This window comes from Bradyrhizobium sp. CSA207 (assembly GCF_029051685.1).
Taxonomy (GTDB): domain Bacteria; phylum Pseudomonadota; class Alphaproteobacteria; order Rhizobiales; family Xanthobacteraceae; genus Bradyrhizobium.
The window spans coordinates 1-20,308 of sequence record NZ_JAACFT010000036.1; the positions used below are offsets into that span (position 1 = coordinate 1).

Annotated in this window: 20 protein-coding genes; 15 read left to right on the plus strand and 5 right to left on the minus strand. The window is 64.3% G+C overall.

Going from position 1 to position 20,308, the window contains the following annotated elements; all coding sequences use genetic code 11:
• Window positions 1-307: 307 nt before the first annotated feature.
• The gene (locus GWG65_RS31970; protein WP_275199477.1) at window positions 308-901 is read left to right on the plus strand and encodes a L,D-transpeptidase; all 594 of its coding nucleotides are present in this window, start codon (window positions 308-310) and stop codon (window positions 899-901) included.
• Window positions 902-1,012: 111 nt separating this feature from the next.
• Window positions 1,013-2,050 (plus strand): amino acid ABC transporter substrate-binding protein, encoded by a 1,038-nt coding sequence (locus tag GWG65_RS31975; protein ID WP_275199553.1) that lies wholly within the window; start codon window positions 1,013-1,015, stop codon window positions 2,048-2,050.
• A gap of 327 nt (window positions 2,051-2,377) precedes the next feature.
• Here the strand turns inward: GWG65_RS31975 and GWG65_RS31980 are convergent, their stop codons facing one another.
• Both GWG65_RS31980 and GWG65_RS31985 read right to left on the minus strand, forming a co-directional pair.
• Window positions 2,378-3,517 carry an acyl-CoA dehydrogenase family protein gene (locus GWG65_RS31980; protein ID WP_275199478.1) on the minus strand — a complete coding sequence of 380 codons (1,140 nt, stop codon included), beginning with the start codon at window positions 3,515-3,517 and terminating at the stop codon, window positions 2,378-2,380.
• Between the two features lie 137 nt (window positions 3,518-3,654).
• Complete coding sequence (locus GWG65_RS31985) at window positions 3,655-4,869, minus strand: acyl-CoA dehydrogenase family protein (protein WP_275199479.1); 1,215 nt, start codon at window positions 4,867-4,869, stop codon at window positions 3,655-3,657.
• 158 nt (window positions 4,870-5,027) lie between these two features.
• Between GWG65_RS31985 and GWG65_RS31990 the strand changes: the two genes are divergently transcribed.
• Both GWG65_RS31990 and GWG65_RS31995 read left to right on the plus strand, forming a co-directional pair.
• Window positions 5,028-5,573 (plus strand): carboxymuconolactone decarboxylase family protein, encoded by a 546-nt coding sequence (locus GWG65_RS31990; protein ID WP_275199480.1) that lies wholly within the window; start codon window positions 5,028-5,030, stop codon window positions 5,571-5,573.
• Between the two features lie 109 nt (window positions 5,574-5,682).
• Window positions 5,683-6,177 (plus strand): VOC family protein, encoded by a 495-nt coding sequence (locus tag GWG65_RS31995; RefSeq protein ID WP_275199481.1) that lies wholly within the window; start codon window positions 5,683-5,685, stop codon window positions 6,175-6,177.
• A gap of 119 nt (window positions 6,178-6,296) precedes the next feature.
• Here GWG65_RS31995 and GWG65_RS32000 read toward each other — a convergent pair whose 3' ends face one another.
• Together GWG65_RS32000 and GWG65_RS32005 are read right to left on the minus strand one after the other, a co-directional pair.
• Window positions 6,297-7,532 carry an MFS transporter gene (locus GWG65_RS32000; protein WP_275199482.1) on the minus strand — a complete coding sequence of 412 codons (1,236 nt, stop codon included), beginning with the start codon at window positions 7,530-7,532 and terminating at the stop codon, window positions 6,297-6,299.
• A gap of 223 nt (window positions 7,533-7,755) precedes the next feature.
• A complete protein-coding gene (locus GWG65_RS32005; protein WP_275199483.1) occupies window positions 7,756-9,009 on the minus strand; it encodes an MFS transporter in 1,254 nt (417 codons plus the stop codon).
• A gap of 202 nt (window positions 9,010-9,211) precedes the next feature.
• Here GWG65_RS32005 and GWG65_RS32010 point away from each other — a divergent pair, with 202 nt between their 5' ends.
• Window positions 9,212-11,296, plus strand: coding sequence for a prolyl oligopeptidase family serine peptidase (locus tag GWG65_RS32010; RefSeq protein ID WP_275199484.1), 2,085 nt, complete (start codon window positions 9,212-9,214; stop codon window positions 11,294-11,296).
• Between the two features lie 160 nt (window positions 11,297-11,456).
• Here GWG65_RS32010 and GWG65_RS32015 read toward each other — a convergent pair whose 3' ends face one another.
• Window positions 11,457-12,131 carry a DUF938 domain-containing protein gene (locus tag GWG65_RS32015; RefSeq protein ID WP_275199485.1) on the minus strand — a complete coding sequence of 225 codons (675 nt, stop codon included), beginning with the start codon at window positions 12,129-12,131 and terminating at the stop codon, window positions 11,457-11,459.
• Window positions 12,132-12,423: 292 nt separating this feature from the next.
• Between GWG65_RS32015 and soxX the strand changes: the two genes are divergently transcribed.
• The 10 genes from soxX to GWG65_RS32065 all read left to right on the plus strand — a co-directional run bounded on the left by soxX (window position 12,424) and on the right by GWG65_RS32065 (window position 20,137).
• Entirely contained in the window at window positions 12,424-12,744 is a 321-nt protein-coding gene (soxX, locus tag GWG65_RS32020; RefSeq protein ID WP_275199554.1) for a sulfur oxidation c-type cytochrome SoxX, read from the plus strand.
• Between the two features lie 35 nt (window positions 12,745-12,779).
• Complete coding sequence (gene soxY, locus GWG65_RS32025; RefSeq protein WP_275199486.1) at window positions 12,780-13,262, plus strand: thiosulfate oxidation carrier protein SoxY; 483 nt, start codon at window positions 12,780-12,782, stop codon at window positions 13,260-13,262.
• A 15-nt stretch (window positions 13,263-13,277) separates the two neighbouring features.
• Window positions 13,278-13,589: a thiosulfate oxidation carrier complex protein SoxZ gene (gene soxZ / locus GWG65_RS32030; protein WP_275199487.1), complete on the plus strand. Its 312-nt coding sequence runs from the start codon at window positions 13,278-13,280 to the stop codon at window positions 13,587-13,589.
• Window positions 13,589-14,452: a sulfur oxidation c-type cytochrome SoxA gene (gene soxA / locus GWG65_RS32035; RefSeq protein WP_275199488.1), complete on the plus strand. Its 864-nt coding sequence runs from the start codon at window positions 13,589-13,591 to the stop codon at window positions 14,450-14,452. Before soxZ ends, soxA begins: the two co-directional genes overlap by 1 nt.
• Window positions 14,449-14,754: a hypothetical protein gene (locus tag GWG65_RS32040; RefSeq protein ID WP_275199489.1), complete on the plus strand. Its 306-nt coding sequence runs from the start codon at window positions 14,449-14,451 to the stop codon at window positions 14,752-14,754. Before soxA ends, GWG65_RS32040 begins: the two co-directional genes overlap by 4 nt.
• Window positions 14,755-14,808: 54 nt before the next feature.
• The gene (gene soxB / locus GWG65_RS32045) at window positions 14,809-16,563 is read left to right on the plus strand and encodes a thiosulfohydrolase SoxB (RefSeq protein ID WP_275199490.1); all 1,755 of its coding nucleotides are present in this window, start codon (window positions 14,809-14,811) and stop codon (window positions 16,561-16,563) included.
• Window positions 16,560-17,018 (plus strand): hypothetical protein, encoded by a 459-nt coding sequence (locus GWG65_RS32050; protein ID WP_275199491.1) that lies wholly within the window; start codon window positions 16,560-16,562, stop codon window positions 17,016-17,018. Before soxB ends, GWG65_RS32050 begins: the two co-directional genes overlap by 4 nt.
• A gap of 319 nt (window positions 17,019-17,337) precedes the next feature.
• Window positions 17,338-18,378 carry an MBL fold metallo-hydrolase gene (locus GWG65_RS32055; protein WP_275199492.1) on the plus strand — a complete coding sequence of 347 codons (1,041 nt, stop codon included), beginning with the start codon at window positions 17,338-17,340 and terminating at the stop codon, window positions 18,376-18,378.
• An 88-nt stretch (window positions 18,379-18,466) separates the two neighbouring features.
• Window positions 18,467-18,625, plus strand: a complete 159-nt coding sequence (locus tag GWG65_RS32060; RefSeq protein WP_275199493.1) for a hypothetical protein — start codon at window positions 18,467-18,469, stop codon at window positions 18,623-18,625.
• Between the two features lie 300 nt (window positions 18,626-18,925).
• Window positions 18,926-20,137 (plus strand): MFS transporter, encoded by a 1,212-nt coding sequence (locus GWG65_RS32065; RefSeq protein WP_275199494.1) that lies wholly within the window; start codon window positions 18,926-18,928, stop codon window positions 20,135-20,137.
• Window positions 20,138-20,308 lie beyond the last annotated feature (171 nt).

Here is a 20,308-nt window from a genome sequence, read left to right on the forward strand (position 1 = left end):
GTCCCCGTGTGGCACCCCCCTCCCTGCCCCTCCCCCACAAGGGGGGAGGGAACGGAGAGTGCGCGGTGTTGGCCCGACTCGATTCGACTTCAATTCATCACGCTCTAGGAATGCCTCAACCGCTGGGCGATGTCGGGAGCACTGCTTTTCGCGCCATCCCCTGTTTGTGGCATTGCGCGGGGCTCGTCAAAAAACCAAAGCATTCTCGTGACATACCAGCTGGGCGCGCCATCAACTTGCCACGAAGGTGCCCCTGAGTTCAGATGGTTCTGAATGATTTGCGCTGTGGCAGCGGGGAGAGCTTGAAATGACGGATTTTCGTCGCCTGACGGGGATGTTTGTGGCCGCGATCGGCCTGATCCTTTCTCCGCCCCAGGCCGTCGCCCAGCAGCCCGACCGCGGCGACGAGCCGGGCCTGGTCGCCGACGACGCCTACGAACTCGATCCGGAATGGCAGAAGCAGGTCGTCTACTTCCGCACCACCGAGGCGCCGGGCACCATCATCATCTCAACCTCCGAGCGCCACCTCTATCTGGTGCAGCCGGGCGGGCGTGCGATCCGCTACGGCATCGGTGTCGGCCGCGACGGCTTTCAGTGGCAGGGGCTGCTGAACATCGCCAACAAGAAGGAATGGCCGGACTGGACGCCGCCGCCGGAGATGATCCAGCGCCAGCCCTATCTGCCGCGCTTCATGGCCGGCGGCCCCGGCAATCCGCTCGGCGCCCGCGCCATGTATCTCGGCACCACCGTCTATCGCATCCACGGCACCAACCGTCCCGACACCATCGGCACCAAGGTCTCCTCGGGCTGCTTCCGGCTGGTCAACCACGACGTGGCCGACCTCTACGATCGCGTCCCGGTCGGCACCAAGGTGGTGGTGCGGCAGAAGCCCGAACTCTGAGGGTTATGGTTTGAGCATGATCTTCTCGGAAAAGCGCTTCGCACTTTTCCGGATCATGCTTCCCGCCTTCGTCCAAATTCCTTTTCCCGATATTTTCGAGAGAGAGACATGATGCGCACATTTCGAGGCGGCCTGCTGATCGGGCTCGCGGTTGCCGTGCTGGTTGGCGCCCTGGCGGTGATCTATGAGTTCTACGATACCCGCACCTTGAAGCGCACCGTTCGCCGCGGCGAGGTGTTGTGCGGCGTCAACAAGGGCCTGCCGGGCTTCTCGATCCCGGACGACAAGGGCAACTGGACCGGCTTCGACGTCGATTTCTGCCGCGCGGTGGCCGCGGCGATCTTCAACGATCCGGCCAAGGCCAAATTCGTTCCGCTCGATGCCAGCGAGCGCTTCAAGGAATTGCAGAGCCGCAAGGTGGACATCCTCTCGCGCAACTCGACCTGGAGCATGGCGCGCGAGCTCGACTACGACCTCTATTTCCCAGCGGTTGCCTATTACGATGGCGCAGGCTTCATGCTGCCGCGCGCGCGCAACAAGGAGACCGCGTTGGACCTGACCGGCAGCAAGGTCTGCGTGCAGTCCGGAACCACCACGGCGCTCAACGTCGCCGACTACTTCCGTGCCAACAACATGAAGTACGAAGAGGTGAAGTTCGACAAGCTCGACGACGTCGTCAAGGCCTATGATACCGGCAAGTGCGACACGCTGACCGCCGACGTCTCCCAGCTCTACGCGCTAAGGCTGAACCTGTCCAAACCCGGCGACCACATGATCCTGCCGGACATGATCTCCAAGGAGCCGCTGGCGCCCGTCGTGCGCCAGCGCGACGACGACTGGATGATGATCGTGAAGTGGACGCTCTACGCGATGATCAACGCCGAAGAGCTCGGCGTCAGCTCGGAGAACATCGACGAGGCCCTGAAGTCGAAGAAGCCCGAAGTGATGCGGCTGGTCGGCACTGAAGGCAATTACGGCGAGCAGCTCGGCCTCACCAAGGACTGGGTTGTCCGCATCATCCGCCACGTCGGCAATTACAGCGAGATGTACGAGCGCAATATCGGCGAGAAGTCCAAGCTGAAGATCCCGCGCGGCATGAACCAGCTCTGGAACGCGGGCGGCGTGCAATACGCGCCGCCGGTGCGGTAGGCGGCCGTCATTGCGAGAAGCGGACGCCGTCGCTCGAAGAGCGATGGCGGACGCGACGAAGCAATCCAGACTGCCTCCGCGGAAAGATTCTGGATTGCTTCGCTGCGCTCGCAATGACGAGCTTGGGGCAGGCGCTGTCCCTCTTCTCCGCTGTCATCGCCCGCGAAGGCGGGCGATCCAGTACTCCGAGACGCCAATCGTATACGGAGAAGCCGCGGCGTACTGGATCACCCGGTCGAGCCGGGCGACGACACCGAGTGTAAGGCGGCCCTGCCGCGCCTCACGCAATAGCCTCGAACCCGGATTTCGCTGCCCAGGCTACCGAGCTCAATACCCCCGCGCCCTTGCCAGCTGCTCGGTGTGGTAATTCGCATCGCCGAACAACTCCTCGCACACCCGCGCGCGCTTCATGAAGAAGCCGATGTCGAACTGGTCGGTCATGCCCATGCCGCCGTGCATCTGCACGCCTTCCTGCACCGCGCGCGTGGCGGTGGTGCCGGCGCGGGCTTTTGCCACCGCGACGGCTGACGCTGCTTTGGCAATATCGGCGTCCAGCGCCTGCAGCGCTTTCATCACGGCGGCGCGGGTGATCTCGATGTCGACATAGAGCTCCGCGGCGCGGTGCTGGAGCGCCTGGAATTCGCCGATCAGCTTGCCGAACTGCTTGCGGCTCTTCAGGTACTCGACGGTGCGGCCAAACACCTCTTCGCTCAAGCCCACCATTTCGGAGGCCACCGCGCCGCGGCCGATGTCGAGCACGCCGTCGAGCAGGCCGGCGCCCTGATCGACCTCGCCGAGCACGCTGTCCGCGTCGACCTCGACGTTCGCGAACTCGATCCGCGCGGCGTTGTGCGCGTCGACCATGATGGTGCGCTCGACCGCGACGCCCTTGGCCGCAGGGTTGACCAGGAACAGCGTCAGGCCCTCGCGCTCACCGGGAGAGCCCACGGTGCGCGCCGCGACGATCAGGAGATCGGCGACATGGCCGTCGACAACCAGCGCCTTGGCACCGCTCAGCTTGAAACCATTGCCGGCGCGCACGGCCTGAAGATTAGTCTGGAGCGGACGATGCTTGGCGCCCTCGTCGATCGCAAGCGTCGCAAGCAGCGAGCCGCTGGAAATCTTCGGCAAGAATTCCGCCTTCTGCGCGGCATTGCCCCCGCGATTCAGCGCCGAGGCCGCGACCACGCTGGTGGCGAGGAACGGGGACGGCATCAGGGTGCGGCCGATCTCCTCCATAATCACGCCGGCCTCGACGAAGCCGAGACCGCTGCCGCCGAACTCCTCCGGCACGAGCAGGCCGGCAAAGCCCATCTCCGCGAAGGAATGCCAAAACTCCTTGGAGAAGCCGGTTGGGTCCTTGCTGTCGCGCAAGTGCCGCAGATGCGACACCGGCGCCTTGTCACTGATCAGCCCGCGTGCGGAATCGCGGAGCATCGATTGTTCTTCGGTGAGGACGAGGGCCATGGTGGGCTCCAACAAATGCGGTTCGACTGGATTCGGTGGTCACCCTCATGGTGAGGAGGCGCGTAGCGCCGTCTCGAACCACGAGGCCATCCTTCGAGACGCGGCCTGACGGCCGCTCCTCAGGATGAGGACTTTTGCTAGGCTCCGGGCAAATCGAGGATGCGCTTGGCGACGATGCCGAGCATCACCTCGGACGTGCCGCCCTCGATCGAGTTGGCCTTGGTGCGCAGCCAGGCGCGCGGGCGGGCGCCTTGCCTGGAGCGTTCGCTCTCCCACTCCAGCGCGTCGACGCCACCGGCCGACATCAGGATCTCGTAGCGGCGCTTGTTGAGCTCGGTGCCGTAATATTTCATCGCCGAGGAGAACGCCGGATGCGCCTGCCCGGCCTTGGCAAGATCGACGGCACGCTCGGCACAGGCGGCGAGCGCGGCCTCGTCGACATCGAAGCTGGCGATCCGGCCGCGCAGCATCGCATCGTCCAGGCGGCCAGCTGCGTCGGTGCCGACCGAGTCGGCCGCGATCTGGCCGAGCGGACGGCCGACACCGCGCTCGCCCATGCCCGAGATCATCGCGCGCTCGTGCTGCAGCAAGTATTTCGCGACATCCCAGCCGCGGTTGACTGTGCCGACGACCTGCGATTTCGGCACGCGGACATTGTCGAAGAAGGTCTCGCAGAACGGCGAATAGCCGGAGATCAAGAGTATCGGCTTGGTCGTGACGCCCTTCGAGGCCATGTCGAACAGGATGAAGCTGATGCCGTCATGCTTCTTCGCGGTTGGATCGGTGCGCACCAGGCAGAAGATCCAGTCGGCGTAGTTGGCGTAGCTGGTCCAGATCTTCTGTCCGGTGATGACGAAGTCGTCGCCGTCGCTCTCGGCGCGGGTCTGGAGCGAGGCGAGATCGGAGCCGGCGTTCGGCTCGGAATAGCCCTGGCACCAGCGGATCAGGCCCGCCGCGATCTTCGGCAGATGCTCCTTCTTCTGCGCCTCGTTGCCGTATTTGAGCAGCGCCGGCCCGAGCATCCAGATGCCGAAGCTCGACAACGGCGGCCGTGCGCCGATTCTTCCCATTTCCGCGCGCAGCACCTTGTGCTCGACAGCGCTCAAGCCGCCGCCGCCATATTCCTTCGGCCAGTCCGGCACGGTCCAGCCCTTGTCGCGCATGCGCTCGAACCAGACGCGCTGCGGCTCGGAGGAGAATTTTGCGTTGCGTCCGCCCCAGAACACGTCGGCATCCGAGGTCGCGGGCTTGCGCATTTCCGGCGGGCAGTTGGCCTCCAGCCAGGCGCGGGTCTCAACGCGGAAGGTTTCGAGATCGGCGGCCTCGGAGTCGCCCGCTACGGTGTCTGTCATGGATCGTTTCCATCATTCGAAATCGGCTTGTTGCAGGCGACTCTGAGCCATCGCTCCGTGGAATTCAACCATTTCCACGACGCGCCGCCGCGCATGCCACGCCGCATCGGGCTATAGTGGCCGGCATGGCGATGCCTAAAAATGAAGAGGAAACAACGATGCGGCTGAAACTACTTTCGCCTGGCGAAATGAGCGAGGCCCAGCGGCAGACCTATGACGAGTCGATCGCCGGCAAACGCGGCAAGCCGCCGGCGCCGATGATGGCCTGGCTGAGCAGCCCGGAGATGGCCCGTCACGCCACGCGGCTCGGCGAGGTCCTGCGCTTCGATACGATCTTTCCGGCAAAGCTCTCGGAGATCGCGATCCTGGTGACGGCGCGGCACTGGACGGCCCATTACGAATGGTACGCCCACAAGCGCCTCGCGCTGGCGGGCGGCATGGATCCTGAAATCATCGACGCGATCCGCGACCGCCGCACACCGGAGTTCGACGATCCCAAGGCTAAGATGATCTACGATCTGGCGAAGTCGCTGCATGAGGGCCATGGCGTCGAGAAGGGCCTCTATGACGACGCGGTGAAACTGCTCGGCGAGCGCGGCGTGGTCGAGGTGATCGGCCTGTGCGGCTATTACACGCTGGTGTCGATGACGTTGAACGCCTTCGAGTTCGGACTGCCCGAGGACGAAGTGTCGGAGCTCGCCTGATTGCCGCTCCGGTGCACAGTTTCGCATCGGGAAACGCTGGGTTTCGGGATAGGCCAGTAGCACTGTCCCGGGGCCCGACTTAAGTGGAGCTGGTCAACGGAGCAGCCACATGCCGCAGAACCCAGCCATCAATGCCGGCACCAGGATCGGCCACGTCCATCTCAAGGTCGCCGATCTCGATCGCGCGCTCGGCTTCTATTGCGGCGTGCTCGGTTTCGAGCTGATGCAGCGCATGGGCTCCGGTGCGGCCTTCATCTCGGCCGGCGGCTATCACCATCACATCGGGCTCAACACTTGGGAGAGCAAGGGCGGCTCGCCGCCGCCGCCGGGCACGACCGGACTCTATCACACGGCGATCCTTTATCCGACGCGGCCGGCGCTTGCGGATGCGTTGCACCGCGTGCTCACCGCCGGCATTGCGCTCGACGGCGCCAGCGACCATGGCGTCAGCGAGGCGCTTTACCTGCGCGATCCGGACGAGAACGGCGTCGAGCTGTATTGGGACCGGCCTAGGGAGCGATGGCCGTTCGCGGCGGATGGGAAGCTTGCGATGATCACGAAACGACTGGATGTCGAGGAATTGTTACGGCAGCGGGAGGGGTGAACTTCGCTCTCACCTCGTCATTGCGAGCGCAGCCCGTAGGGTGGGTTAGCGAAGCGTAACCCACCACGCTTCGGCAAAATGCCGGACTAAGTTGGTGGGTTACGCTTCGCTAACCCACCCTACGAAGTCTTCATGTGAGGCACCCCCCGCACCATGATCATCGCGGCCGCCACGACCTCCAGCGCGATGCAGAGGTAGAACGGCAGCGAATAGCCGCCGGAGAGATCGCGCAGAAAGCCGACCACGCCGGGGCCGAACGCATAGGTCACCTGGTTGATCGCGGTGTTGAGGCTGATCAACACGCCGAACGAGGCCGAATCGAACTCTCGCTGCACGATCAGCGACGGCAGCGTGATGAGGTTGCCGACCGAGAAACCGAACACCGCGCAAGCTGCGATCAGCACGTAGTCATTGTGCAAATTGATGACGACGAGGAGCGCCGCGGCCTGGCTCAGGAACGACAGCGCCGAGGCAAGGCGCTGGTTGAGGCGGTCGATCACCATCGAGAACAGCACGCGGCCGACCACCGCCATCGCGGTCAGCACCGCCACCGCGACCGCCGCGCGCTCGCGCCCGATCACGGGATCGAGGAACGAGATCAGGTGTACGATGAAGCCGACCTGCGCGAACAGCACCAGCGCGAACGCGATCGTCACGGTCAGGAAACCGACGTCGCGCATGGCGTGCGTGCGGATCTGCGCCGACGATTGCGGCTTCGCTTTCTCGGCCCCACGCCAGCCGTGGAGATCGGGCGGACGGCCGACGACGATCAGGATCACCGGCACGAGCAGCACCAGCATGGCGCCGGCGACGGTAAACATCGCGCTGGCGAAGCCGATCTGGCCGATCAAGGTCACCAGCAGCGGCACGCCGACGATGCCGCCGAAACTGGCGCCATTGAGCGCCAGGCTGATCGCCATGCCGCGCTTCTGGTCGAACCACAGGCTGATCGTGTTGGTGATCATGGCAAGGCTGGTGCCGGCCCAGCCGAAGGCGAGCACGGCATTCGCCAGATAAAGCTGCCAGGGCTCGCGCACCGCGCCGATCGCAACCGCGGCGGCCGACATCGCCAGCGTGCCCGCGATCAGGCCGAGCCGCGGGCCATATTTGTTGACGGCTTCGCCCACGAAGACCACGAGCAGCGCGCCGAACAGGTAGAAGAACGTGGTGCACGAGGAGATCAGCGAGGCCGACCAGCCGTGCGCACGCTGGAGCTCGGCGACATAGACGCTCTGGCCGTAGAAGCCGAGCCCCCAGCCGAATGTCGCAAGCAGGAAACAGACCGCAACGATGCGCCAGCCTTCGTAGCGGAGGGAGGATTCGTCGATCGCGGGATGTTGAGGATTGTCGAGCATTTTTGCTTACCGCTTGTTTTGCTCCGTCATGCCCGGGCATAGCCGTCTGAAGGACGGCGTCGCTTCCGCTCGCCTATGCCCGGGCATCCACGTTCTTTTTTTCGCGCAGCAAAGACGTGGATGGCCGGGACAAGCCCGGCCATGACGACATCTATTAACTCTCTCTCAGAAAATCACTTCGACAGCGATCGAAGTATCAACGCTGCTGCCAGCCTCCTGCCAGTCAGATCGCGTCCGGGAACTCGCCCATCGCTGCTTCCAGCCGTGCCCTGCGGCGGCGGGCCCAGGAGACGAGCGAGAGCACGACGAGGCCGAGCAGCGCCGGCGGGAATACCACCATGTTCACCGCGGACCAGCCGAAATTGGCGAGCAGCTGGCCCGACGAGAACGAGCCGATCGCCATCATGCCGAACACCAGGAAATCGTTGAAGGCCTGCACCTTGTTGCGTTCCTGCGGGCGGTGCGTCTCCAGCACCAGCGCGGAGGCGCCGATGAAGGAGAAATTCCACCCCACACCCAGCACGATCAGCGTGGCCCAGAAGTGCATCGCGGTGATGCCGGAGAGACCGATCGTGGCGGCACCTGCTTCCAGCAGCAGGCCGGCGGCGACGATTCTGGGCGCACCGAAACGGGCGATCAGCGCGCCGGTGAAGAAGCTCGGTCCGTACATGGCGACGATGTGCCATTGAATGCCGAAATTGGAATCGCTGAGGCTAAGGCCGCACAGCTTCATGGCGAGCGGCGCCGAGGTCATCACCAGGTTCATCATGGGATAGGCGATGACGCCGCACAACGCCGCCGCGATGAAGCGCGGCTGGGTCACGATTGTGAGCAGTGGCCGCCCGCCATGGAGATCCGCCGGCGCCGGCCTCGGCATGTCGACGCCGGCGACGATGCCCATCGCGACCAGCGCGACCGCAGCCTGCACCAGGAAGCTGAAGGCGAACAGATAAGGCGACCAGACGTCCATGGTCCATTGCACGAGCTGCGGACCGAGCACGCCGGCGAACACGCCGCCGGCCATCACCCAGGACACCGCCTTGGGCCGGTACGCCGCGCTGGCACCGTCGGCGGCGGCGAAGCGATAGGATTGCGCCACCGCGCCATAGAGGCCGCCGAGGAAGGTCGCGACACAGAACAGCGTGAACGAAGCGTGCAGGATCGCGAACGAGCCGAGCAGGCCGGTGAGCGTGCCGCAACCGGTGCCGATGACGAAGGCGGCGCGGCGGCCGAAGCGGCGCGAGATCGCGCCGGTCGGCAGCGTGCCGGCGGCAAGCCCCACCACATACATCGATATCGGCACGGTCGCGAACGACATGTCGGGCGCAAGCGTGGCGCCGACGATCGCGCCGGTGGCGAAGATCACCGCCGAATTGGCGCCGGTCAGCGCCTGCGCCGCCGCAAGGCGCACCACATTGGTACGCACGCGGGCGCCGGCGCCGGCAGCGATTTCGTCGGTAGAAGTCACGTCAAGCATCGGCATTTCCGCCCCAAAGGAGCTCACAAGGGCCTAGTTGATTCCCGGCACTATGGAGGGGCGCGGGAGGGGGAGCAACCGGCGCAAACGGGCGCAGGCCATGCCTCTGACGCAATCGGACCGATGATACCGGGCCACGCTCTTGACGGCTTGCGCTCGATCAAATCCTATCCCGCCGCGCGATGTTTGCGGAGTTTGCATCATGTCCATCGACGACAGGCCCACGCTTGGCATGCCCGATGACGATCCCTGGCTCTGGCTGGAGGAGATCGAAGGCCCGCGCGCGCTCGATTTCGTCGAACGGCAGAACAGGGTGACGCTCGACAAATTCGGCGGCCCTGCGTTCGAACGCGACCGTGACACGCTCGCCGCGATCTACGACCGGCCCGACAACATTCCCTATGTCAGCCGCCGCGGCACGCATCTTCATAATCTCTGGAAGGACGCTGCCAACCCGCGCGGCCTGTGGCGGCGGACCACTCTGGCGGAGTTTCGCAAAGCCAGCCCGGCGTGGGAGATCATGCTGGATATCGACCAGCTCGCGGCGCGCGAAGGCGAAGACTGGCTGCTGAGCTCGATCAGCTCGCAGCCGGGACAGTCGCAAGTCATCTTGAGCCTGTCGCGAGGCGGCAGCGACGCCGTCACCTTGCGGGAATTCGACGTCGACACGAAGAGCTTCGTCGCTGATGGCTTTGCGCTGCCGGAAGCCAAGGGCGGCGTCGACTGGCTCAATCCGGACACGCTGCTGCTGTCCAGTGCTCATGGCGAGGGCATGACAACGAGCTCTGGATATTCAAGGACCGTTCGGCTGTGGCGGCGCGGCCAGCCTGTGGATCAGGCGCAAATGATCTTCGAGACCACGGCCGATCATATGATGGTCTATGGCAGTGCCGACGACACCGGAGCAAAGCCGCGCACCTGGATCACCGACCAGATCGATTTCTTCAACTACGCCATCTGGCTGCGCGACGAAGCCGGCGCCACGAAAAAGCTGGACCTGCCGACGGGCATCTGGCTGCAAGCGCATGGCGACTGGTTCGCGATCAAGCTGCGCGAGGCCTGGTCGAGCGAAGGGCGAACCTATGCCGCTGACGCCGTGCTCGGCATTTCGCTCCCGGCGTTCATGGCCGGCAGCCGCGACTTCACGCTGCTGTTCGAGCCCGGACCGCGACGCGCGCTACAAGGCTTCTTCTGGACCGCGGGCAAGCTGGTGCTCTCGATCCTCGACGAGCTCAGACCGCGCTTCGAGATCTGCACGCCGTCGACCAGGGGCTGGAGCCGCCAGACACTCGGCGGCCTTCCCGGCATCGGCGTTGTCGATGTCTGGCCGCTCGATCGTCATGCATCCGAGAGCAATGGCGATTTGCTCGCCAATGTGCAGGACCCGCTCACGCCGCCGTCGCTGCTGTTGATCGAGCGCGGCGTGACAAGCCCCACCGTGCTGAAGCAGGCGCCGAGGACGTTCACCGCCGACGGTCTCGTGGTGACGCAGCACGAGGCGATCTCGATCGACGGCGAGCGCATACCTTATGTTCAGACCGGCCCTGCCGGCGAGACCGGCGATGCGCCGGTCTATATGACCGCCTATGGCGGCTTCGGGCTCGCGGTGAAGCCGTACTACAACGCCTCGCTCGGCAAGCTGTGGCTGGAGCGCGGCGGCACCGTCGTGCAGGCGAATTTGCGCGGCGGCGGCGAGTTCGGCACGCGCTGGCATGATGCCGGCCGGCTCGCCGGCAAGAAGCTGTCGCATGACGATTTTGCGGCCGTGGCCGCCGATCTCGTCCGCCGCGGCGTCACGAAAGCGAAGTGGATCGCCGCACAGGGCGGATCGAACGGCGGCATCCTGATCACCAACATGCTGGTGCGCTATCCAGAGCGTTTCGGCGCGCTGTTCTGCACCATCCCGCTGATCGACATGCGCCGCTACACCAAGCTGCTCGCGGGCGCGAGCTGGATCGCCGAATATGGCGATCCCGACAAGGCCGGGGAATGGGAGTGGCTGAAGACCTACTCCGCCTATCACAACGCAAAACCCGGCCAGTCCTATCCGCCGATCCTGATCGCCACCACGCGGCGCGACGACCGTGTCCATCCCGGTCACGCGCGCAAGATGGCCGCAAAGCTCCAGGCAATGGGCTACGAGGCCTGGTTCTACGAGCCGGCGGCGGGCGGCCACGGCTACGGCAAGGACAACAAGGAGCGCGCCGGCTTCGAGGTGCTGGGTTATCAGTTCTTGACGGACAAGATCGGCTGGCGGGACGGCGAGGCCTGGGGCCTCCCGTCCTGAGGTACAGGAGCTTCGCGGCCATCCTTCGAGACGCCACTGCGCGGCTCCTCAGGATGAGGTCTCGTTTCGCGGCGAGATTTTAGACCCTCATGGCGAGGAGCGCCGCCTCACGGCGCGTCTCGAACCACGAGGCCGAGCAGGTTCGCAGCAACGCCGCCGCCTAACCCCGCTCAAACACCAGCACGAGATTGTTCGCGGGCATCTCGAGCGTGTCAATCAATGTGAGCCCCGCGCCTCGCGCCAGTTCCTCGACATCGCCGATGTCGCGCACGCCCCAGTCGGGATTGCCTTCGCGCAGCGAGGTGTCGAACACGGCATTGCTGAGCGCGGTGTGCTTGCCGTCGCGCTTGAACGGGCCGTAGAGGAACAGCTTGCCGTCGGCGCGCAAATAGCGGCCGGCGCCGGCGAACAGGCCCTTGGCCACATCCCATGGCGCGATGTGGATCACGTTGGCGCAGAACACGGCCGCGAGACTTGTCGGCCCCTGCCCGCTCTCGATCTCCGGACACCAGTGCGGATCGGACAGATCGATCCGCAGCGGCGAGCGGACGTTCGGCAGGCCGGAATGCACGCGCCAGGCCTCGATGCTCTTGAGGTGCCGCTGGTTGAGGTCACTCGGCCACCAGATCAGGCCGGGCGTATGGCGGGCGAAATGGACCACGTGCTGGCCAGTTCCGCTGCCGACCTCGACCACGTTGCCCGAGGTCCCGGCGAGGTGCTTTTCCAGGGCCGCCCAGATCGGCTCGTGATTGCGATGAAATGCCGGCGCATCAAGCCGCCCGTCCGGCTCGACCCGGCCGCCGTCCCTGCCAAATTCAACGACATAGTCAGCCAATTTGAGGTCCCCTGAAAACTGGAGAACGAAGATGAAAACTCGATGAGCGCCCGAACGCTCCAAAATCACCGGCCTGCGCTCAAGGACCGAATCCCCGAACAAATAATCTCTTTAGTTGTAATGCGGAAGATATTAACTCCATTTTGGCGCGCGCATAGTCTTGATTGTCAGGCGATGCCCTTTGTGCTTTGGAACGCTCCTGTTTCCGCCAACGAGATCATCGACATAACGTCTTGGAACGACGCCTTGGAATGACGCCTTGACCGCCCTGTCCTGGAAGCCCCTGCTGTTCATGCTGGCCATCGTCGCCGGCCTCGCCGCGAGCCCGGCGCTGGCGCAATCCACTGTGACCGACGGCCAAAAACTCGCCTTCGACCGCGGCAAGGGCAATTGCCTGACCTGCCATGTCATCAAGGGCGGCGACCTGCCGGGAACGATCGGGCCGGAGCTGAAGGACATCAAGGCGAAATACCCCGACCGCAACGACCTGGTCGCGATCCTGTTCGACGAGACCAAGCGCAACCCGCAGTCGATGATGCCACCGTTCGGCCGGAACCGGATTTTGACCGAACAGGAGATCAGCGCGATCGTCGATTTCCTGCAAACCCTGTGACGGCCGGCCAAGGGACCGACCAGGAGAGATTTGAGATGCACAAACCCCCTCTCGCGACGCGGCGCCTGATCCTTCAGGGCGCAGCCTCGGTCGCGCTGCTCGGCCTCGGCAATCTGCCGTTCGCAGCCCCCGCGCGCGCCGCGGCCAATGACAAATATCCGGAAGAGGCGTTCAAGCAGAAGGGCGAGGCGGACGCGATCAAGGCGCTCTATGGCAGGAACGCCGAACCCTCCGACAAGGTCAAGTTAGATGCGCCCGAGATCGCCGAGAACGGCGGCGTGGTGCCGATCTCGGTGACGACGACGCTCGACAAGGTGACCTCGATCTCGTTCTTCGTGGCGGAGAATCCGAATGCGCTCGCAGCTTCCTACAGGATTCCTGACGGCACGATGGCGAGTGTCGCCAACCGCCTGAAGATGGCCAAGACCACCAACGTGACCGCGATCGTGGAAGCCGACGGCAAGCTCTACAGCGCGACCAAGGAAGTGAAAGTCACCGTCGGCGGCTGCGGCGGTTAAGGGAGGAAGTTCGAGATGGCATCCAGCATTCGCGTCCGCGCCACCGCCAACGGCGACATCACCGAGGTGCAGGCGCTGATCCAGCACCCGATGGATACCGGCTTCGTCAAGGACTCCAAGGGCGAACTGATCCCGGCGCATTTCATCCAGGAGCTGAAGTTCGAATGTAACGGCAAGGACGTCTTCGTCGCCGAATGGGGCACCGCGGTTTCCAAAGACCCCTACGTCAAGTTCAGCTTCAAGGGGGCCAAGAAGGGCGACGACCTCAAGGTTTCCTGGACCGACAACAAGGGTGTGTCGGATACGACCACCGCGAAGATTTCGTGATGACACGGCGCGCTGCGATCCTTCTCGGTTCAGCCTTCGTCGCGCTCGCGGCGCTTGCGTTTGCGTCCCCGCGCGTGGTCGCAGCAGACAAGGTCGACCCTGTCGCCGACGCAAAAGCGTTCCAGAACTTCTTCTTCCAGAAGTTTCCGAACGTGAGGCACGAGGATTTCGTCAACGGTCCTTATTCCATGAACGAGGACATGAAGCGGCAATGGCGGGAGAAGGAGGAATTCCCGCCCTACGAGTTCGCGCTCGATGCCGGCAAGGAGATGTTCGCGACGCCGTTCAAGAACGGCAAGACCTATGCCGATTGCTTCCCGAACGGCGGCATCGGCATCCGCCAGAACTATCCTTACTTTGACGAGAAGGAAGGCAAGGTCGTCACGCTGGAGCTCGCGCTCAACCGCTGCCGCGAGGCCAATGGCGAAGCGCCCTATTCCTACGTCAAGGACGAGATGGCCTCGCTGACCGCCTACATGGCCTTCACCTCGCGCGGCAAGCCGATGGACATCAAGATCCCGGACGATCCGCGTGCACTGGCGGCGTTCGAGAACGGCAAGCGCTATTTCTACACCCGGCGCGGTCAGATGAACTTCTCCTGTGCCAGTTGCCACGTGCAGAGCCCGGGCGAGCGCATCCGCGCCGAGATCCTGGCGCCGGCACTCGGCATCCTGAACGCGATGCCGATCTACCGCTCCGAATGGAGCGGCATGGGCACGACCAGCCGCCGCTTCATCACCTGCAACAGCCAGACCCGCGCGGTTCCGCTGGAACCGCAGGCGGATGAATATCGCGACGTCGAGTATTTCCTCTCCTACGTCGCCAACGGCCTGCCGATTTCCGGACCGGGAGCGCGGCCATGAAGCGGTCACTTCCCATCGCCATGCTGCTCGCGCTGAGCTTCGCGCCACCCGCGCGCGCGGCAACCGAGGCGGACTACAAGGCGGCCTATGTCGCCGCAGAAGCCGCATCGAAGGAGGCGGCCGCCTTGCGCCACCAGTGGACCACGACCGTCTCGACGCTGGCCACGGCCAGGAAAGCCGCCGACGGCGGCGATTTCGATCGTGCATTTGCCGCGGCGAAAGAGGCCGAGGCGCTGGCGAAGGCATCGATCTTCCAGGCCACGTCTGAAAAAGAGGCCTGGAAAACGATGGAAATCCGCTAGACTGTTCCTCAGTGGAACTGTCTTTGCGATCATTGAGGGCGCGTCGAGTTCGAGATGGCCATCCGCCGCCGCGATTTCCTGAAGAGTGTAGGCATTGCCGCCGTCTCGGCCGGGCTGCCGCGGCTTGCCCGCGGCGCTGACGCTGCGAGCATCTACGACATCGAGCGCTCCGGCAACGCGCGGATCCTGCACATCACCGATACGCATGCGCAGCTCAACCCGGTCTATTTTCGCGAGCCAAGCGTCAATATCGGCATCGGCCAGATGATGGGACAGCCGCCGCACCTGGTCGGCCGCGCCTTCCTCGACCGGTTCGGAATCCGGCCCGACAGCGCCGATGCCTATGCCTTCACCTGCTTCGAGTTCGAGAAGTTCGCCGCCCGCTTCGGCAAGCTCGGCGGCTTTGCCCATCTGAAGACGCTGGTCGACCGCCTGCGCAGCGACGCCGGCGAGAAGCACACCCTGCTCGTGGATGGCGGCGATCTCTGGCAAGGCACTGGCCTTGCCAATACCATGCAGGGCCGCGACATGGTCGAGGTCGCCAACCTGCTCGGCATCGAGGCGATGACCGGGCATTGGGAATTCACCTTTGGCGAGCAGGTGCTGCGGGACAATCTCGAGCGCTTCAAGGGCGAGTTTCTGGCGCAAAACGTCTTCCTGACCGAGGAAGCCGCCTTCAACGACGCTCAAGCCTTCGACAAGGCGACGGGCCGCGTGTTCAAGCCGTCGATCATCAAGGAGCTCGGCGGCCATCGCGTCGCGATCATCGGCCAGGCCTTTCCTTACGTGCCGATCGCGCATCCAAAGCGGTTCACGCCGGACTGGACTTTCGGCATCCGCGAGGAGGAATTGCAGAAGCATGTCGACGTGTTGCGCGGACACGACAAGGTCGATGCCGTCGTCCTGCTGTCGCATAACGGCATGGATGTCGACCTCAAGCTCGCAAGCCGCGTCACCGGCATCGACGTCATTCTCGGCGGCCACACCCACGACGCGATCCCGCAGCCGGTCGCGGTGAAGAATGCGGGCGGCACCACGCTCGTGACCAATGCCGGATCCAACGGGAAATTCCTAGGCGTGCTCGATCTCGCGCTCGACAAGGGCAAGGTCAGCGACGTCAGGTATCATCTGCTGCCCATCTATTCCGAACTGCTCAAGCCCGATCCTGGGATGGCCGAGCTGATCGGCCGGCTGCGCGCGCCGTACGCGGCGGACTGGTTGGAGAAGATCGCCACGCCGGACCGCCTGCTCTATCGGCGCGGAAATTTTTCCGGGCCCGTCGACGAGCTGATCTGCACCGCTTTGCGCAGCGAACTCGATGCCGAGATTGCGCTGTCGCCGGGCTTCCGCTGGGGTGTCACCTTGCTGTCCGGCCAGGGGTTGACCATGGAGGACGTGCTCGCGCAAACAGCGATCAGCTATCCCGAGACGTACGTGCAGGAGATGACGGGCGGCCAGATCAAGGACGTGCTGGAAGACGTCTGCGACAACCTCTTCAACGCCGATCCCTATTATCAGCAGGGTGGCGACATGGTTCGCGCCGGCGGCCTTGCCTATACCTGCACGCCGACGGCCGCGATCGGCAGCCGCATCTCCGAGCTGAAGCTCGGCAACGGAAAGTCGCTCGACGCAAACCATCGCTACAAGGTCGCCGGCTGGGCGTCGGTCAACGGCCAGCAGGGCGCGCCGGTGTGGGATGTCGTCGGCAAATATCTCCGCTCGGGCCGGTTGATGCCGCCGGAGCGGCTCGGCTCCGGCGTCACGCTCAGGGGTGTCGAAGACAACCCGGGCATTGCAGGACAGGGATGACGCGTTCGCAAAAATTTGGCGCGATGATGCTGACGCTGTTGGCCTGGACGGTGATCGCACCGGCTTCGGCCCAGCAGGTGCCGCTCCAGGACAAGCCGTTCGCCGAGCACAAGGTCGTGCTCCAGCTCTCCGACGGCGATGCGAAGAAGCAGGCGCTGGTGCTCAGCGTCGCCAACAACCTGTTGAAGGCTTACGATCCCGACAAGGTCGCGATCGAGGTCGTGGCCTTCGGCCCCGGCATCGATCTCTTGCTTGCCGGCAACGACCGCCGCAAGCAGGTCGAAAGCCTGATCGCACAGGGCGTGCGCTTCGACATCTGCCTCAACACCGTCGACACCATCGAGCGGGAAACGGGAAAGCGGCCGGAGTTCATTCCTGCGGCCACGCCGGTGCAGGTCGGCGTGGGGCAGATCCTGTCTTTGGCGGAGAATGGCTATACGGTGGTGCGGCCGTAATCTCTCCGCCAGTCATGAAGGCTGTCGTGTGGGATGCTTTGCCGAGCGCCGCCGGCCTTCATGGTTCGAGACGCGCCGTAAGGGCGGCGCTCCTCACCATGAGGGTCTAGGATTTCCCGCGAACAAGACCTCATCCTGAGGAGCCCGCCAACATCGGGCGTCTCGAAGGATGGGCCACAAAGGCGCGGCCTCCCACGGCCGCCGGGATCGACACTTACGTAAAATAATATTCCCTATTTTCCTCTCCACACAGTGACTTGCTTCTCTTTTTAACCCGTGGCGTAGTAGAAACCTGAATCAGTTCGCGCCGGGTGTTGCCATGATCTTCCGCCAGCTCTTCGACAGCGTTTCAGGCACCTACAGCTACGTCCTGGCGAGCCGACCGGGCGGCGAGGCGCTGATCCTCGATCCCGTGCTGGAAAAGGTCGACCGCTACTGCCAGCTGCTGCGCGAGCTCGACCTCAAGCTGGTCAAGGCGGTCGACACTCATCTGCATGCCGACCACGTCACCGGTCTCGGCGAATTGCGCGACCGCACCCATTGCATGACCGTCATGGGCGACCAGACCAAGGCCGACGTTGTGGCGATGCGGGTTGCCGACGGCGACAAGGTGACGATCGAGGGACTGTCGCTCGACGTAATGTACACGCCCGGCCACACCGACGATTCCTATTCCTATCTGATGGGCGACCGCGTCTTCACCGGCGATACGCTGCTGATCCGCGGCACCGGCCGCACCGATTTCCAGAACGGCTCATCGCGCGCGCAGTACGACTCGATTTTCAACCGCCTGCTCAAATTGCCGGACGAGACGATGGTGTTTCCGGCGCATGACTACAAGGGCGACACCGTCTCCACCATCGGCGAGGAGAAGCGCTACAATCCGCGGCTCCAGGTGCGCTCGGTCGACGAATATATCGAGCTGATGGCCAATCTGAAGCTGCCCAATCCGAAGATGATGGACGTCGCGGTGCCCGCCAACATGCATGTCGGCTTGCATCAGGAGGAGCTGGAGAAGGAGGGCCGCGCGCTCAGCGCGGCCGAGGCGATCCGCTCGCTCGGCCGTCCCGACATCCTGCTGGTCGATCTGCGCGAGACCAATGAGCGGATGAAGCACGGCACGCTCGAAGGCGCGCTGCACACGCCCTATCCGTCCGTCGAGGAGAGCCTGAAGCCCGGCGGCATGCTGCGTGAGGTCGCGGCGGCGACCGGCCGCCGCGTGGTGTTCTTCTGCGCCTTCGGCGAGCGCTCTGCGATGGCGGTGGCCGCCGCCAAGGATGCCGGGCTTTCCAACACCGCTCACATCGCCGGTGGCATCGACGCCTGGAAGAAGGCCGGTGGGCCGGTCATGCGGGGCTGACGTCATCGTTTCGCCCCTTGAGATAAGTCAGGGACCGCACATATTTTCAGGCTAGAAGCGGATGACGCATCACCATCCGGGAACAGCCATGGCCAAGACCGCCAAACCAAGCGAGCCGCCCAAAAAGGTGGGCGACAAGACGAAGCAGCCATCGCCCCCGCGCGACGATACCGGCGATGATTACGAGGATGGCGACATCGCCACCCCGAAACGCGATCGTTACGGCCCGGATGACGAGCCGTTGTGAGCGCGGTGAGTGCTGCGTCTTGACTGGCGATCGCGCATCACCCTTCAATGTCGTCCCGGCGAAGGCCGGGACCCATACCGCGTGATCCATCTATGCGGATGGTCGTAGTACCGAACGACGATTCGTCGTCACACTGCTCCTTGAGGTTATGGGTCCCGGCCTTCGCCGGGACGACCACGTGGAGACGTCTGGATTCCCCTCGCTTTGCCACCCGCACTAGCTGCCATGCGCCTGCGTTCATGGACAAATAGCTGCAGTCCCCGATAGTTTGCGCTCCCTGACGGACCTGAAACGGTAGCAATGGTCGACGTTCTCGCCGCACCGCAACAAGGCAAGGCGGACAGCGCGCTGCGCACGCTGACCGGAATCTCGATCGCGCATTGGGTCAGCCATTTTCATCTGCTGGTCCTGCCGATGCTGTTTCCGTTCCTGAAGAGCCAGCTGGGCGTCGGCTATGTCGAGCTCGGTTTCGCGCTGACCGTCCTTGCCGTCGTCTCGGGACTGACGCAGGCGCCGACTGGCTATCTCGTCGACCATTTTGGCGCGCGAAGGATCCTGCTGGGCGGGCTGACACTCGGTGGGCTTGCGCTGATCATCCTCGGCCTGCACCTGAGCTACACCTCGCTGATCGCGGCCGCCGTGTTGCTCGGGCTCGCCAACAGCGTCTATCACCCCGCCGACTACGCCATCCTGGCCGAGCACATGGACGAGGCGCGGATGGGCCGCGCCTTCTCGGTTCACACCTTTGCCGGCTATTTCGGTGGCGCGGTGGCGCCGGCGATCGTCGCAGCGCTGGTCATTGTATCCGGCGGCGTCGGCGCGCTGATCGTATCGGGCGCGATCGGCGTGCTGGTGGCGCTGCTGCTGCTCTTGATGAACATTCCAGATGCCGGCGCCAACAAGAACAGGCCGGGCAACGCGGCCGAGCCGAAGCATGCCGTCATCACACCTGCCCTGATCACACTGACCATGCTGTTCATGCTGCTCAGCCTGTCCGTTGCCGGCATCAGTAATTTCGGCGTGGTCGCCCTGATGAGCGGCTACGGCGTCTCCTACTCCGCCGCCAATGTCGCACTGACGGCGTTCCTCGCCGCCAGCGCCGCCGGGGTGCTGGCGGGTGGCTTCCTCGCCGACCACACCGAGCGCCACGGCTACGTCGCTGCGGCCTGCTTTGCCGTGAACGCGGCGATCGTGCTGCTGATCGCTTTGGTCACGCTGCCGGGTTGGGCTTTGACAGCGGCGATGACGGCCGCGGGATTCCTCTCCGGCGTGATCGCGCCCTCGCGCGACATGCTGGTGCGCAATGCGGCGCCTCCCGGCGCCGCGGGGCGCGCCTTCGGCATCGTCTCCACCGGTTTCAATCTCGGCGGCATCGTCAGCCCGCTGCTGTTCGGCTGGATCATGGACCAGAGCGCCCCGCACTGGGTGTTCGGCGCCTCCGTGATGTTCATGCTGGCAACGGTGCTGCTGTCGCCGTTGACGGAGCGGCGGGCGCAAGCCACTGCGAACTGATTGGCGGTATCTCCACGTATTCAACTGTCGTCCCCTTACCCTCCCCTGGAGGGGTCCGAGACGAGCGAAGCTCGCTCGTGGGTCGGCTCACATGGAGCGCAGCGAAAATGTGAGACGGGGTGGGGTGGTCTCTCCAAAGAAACGGTGCCCGAGTGGACGGATCACCCCACC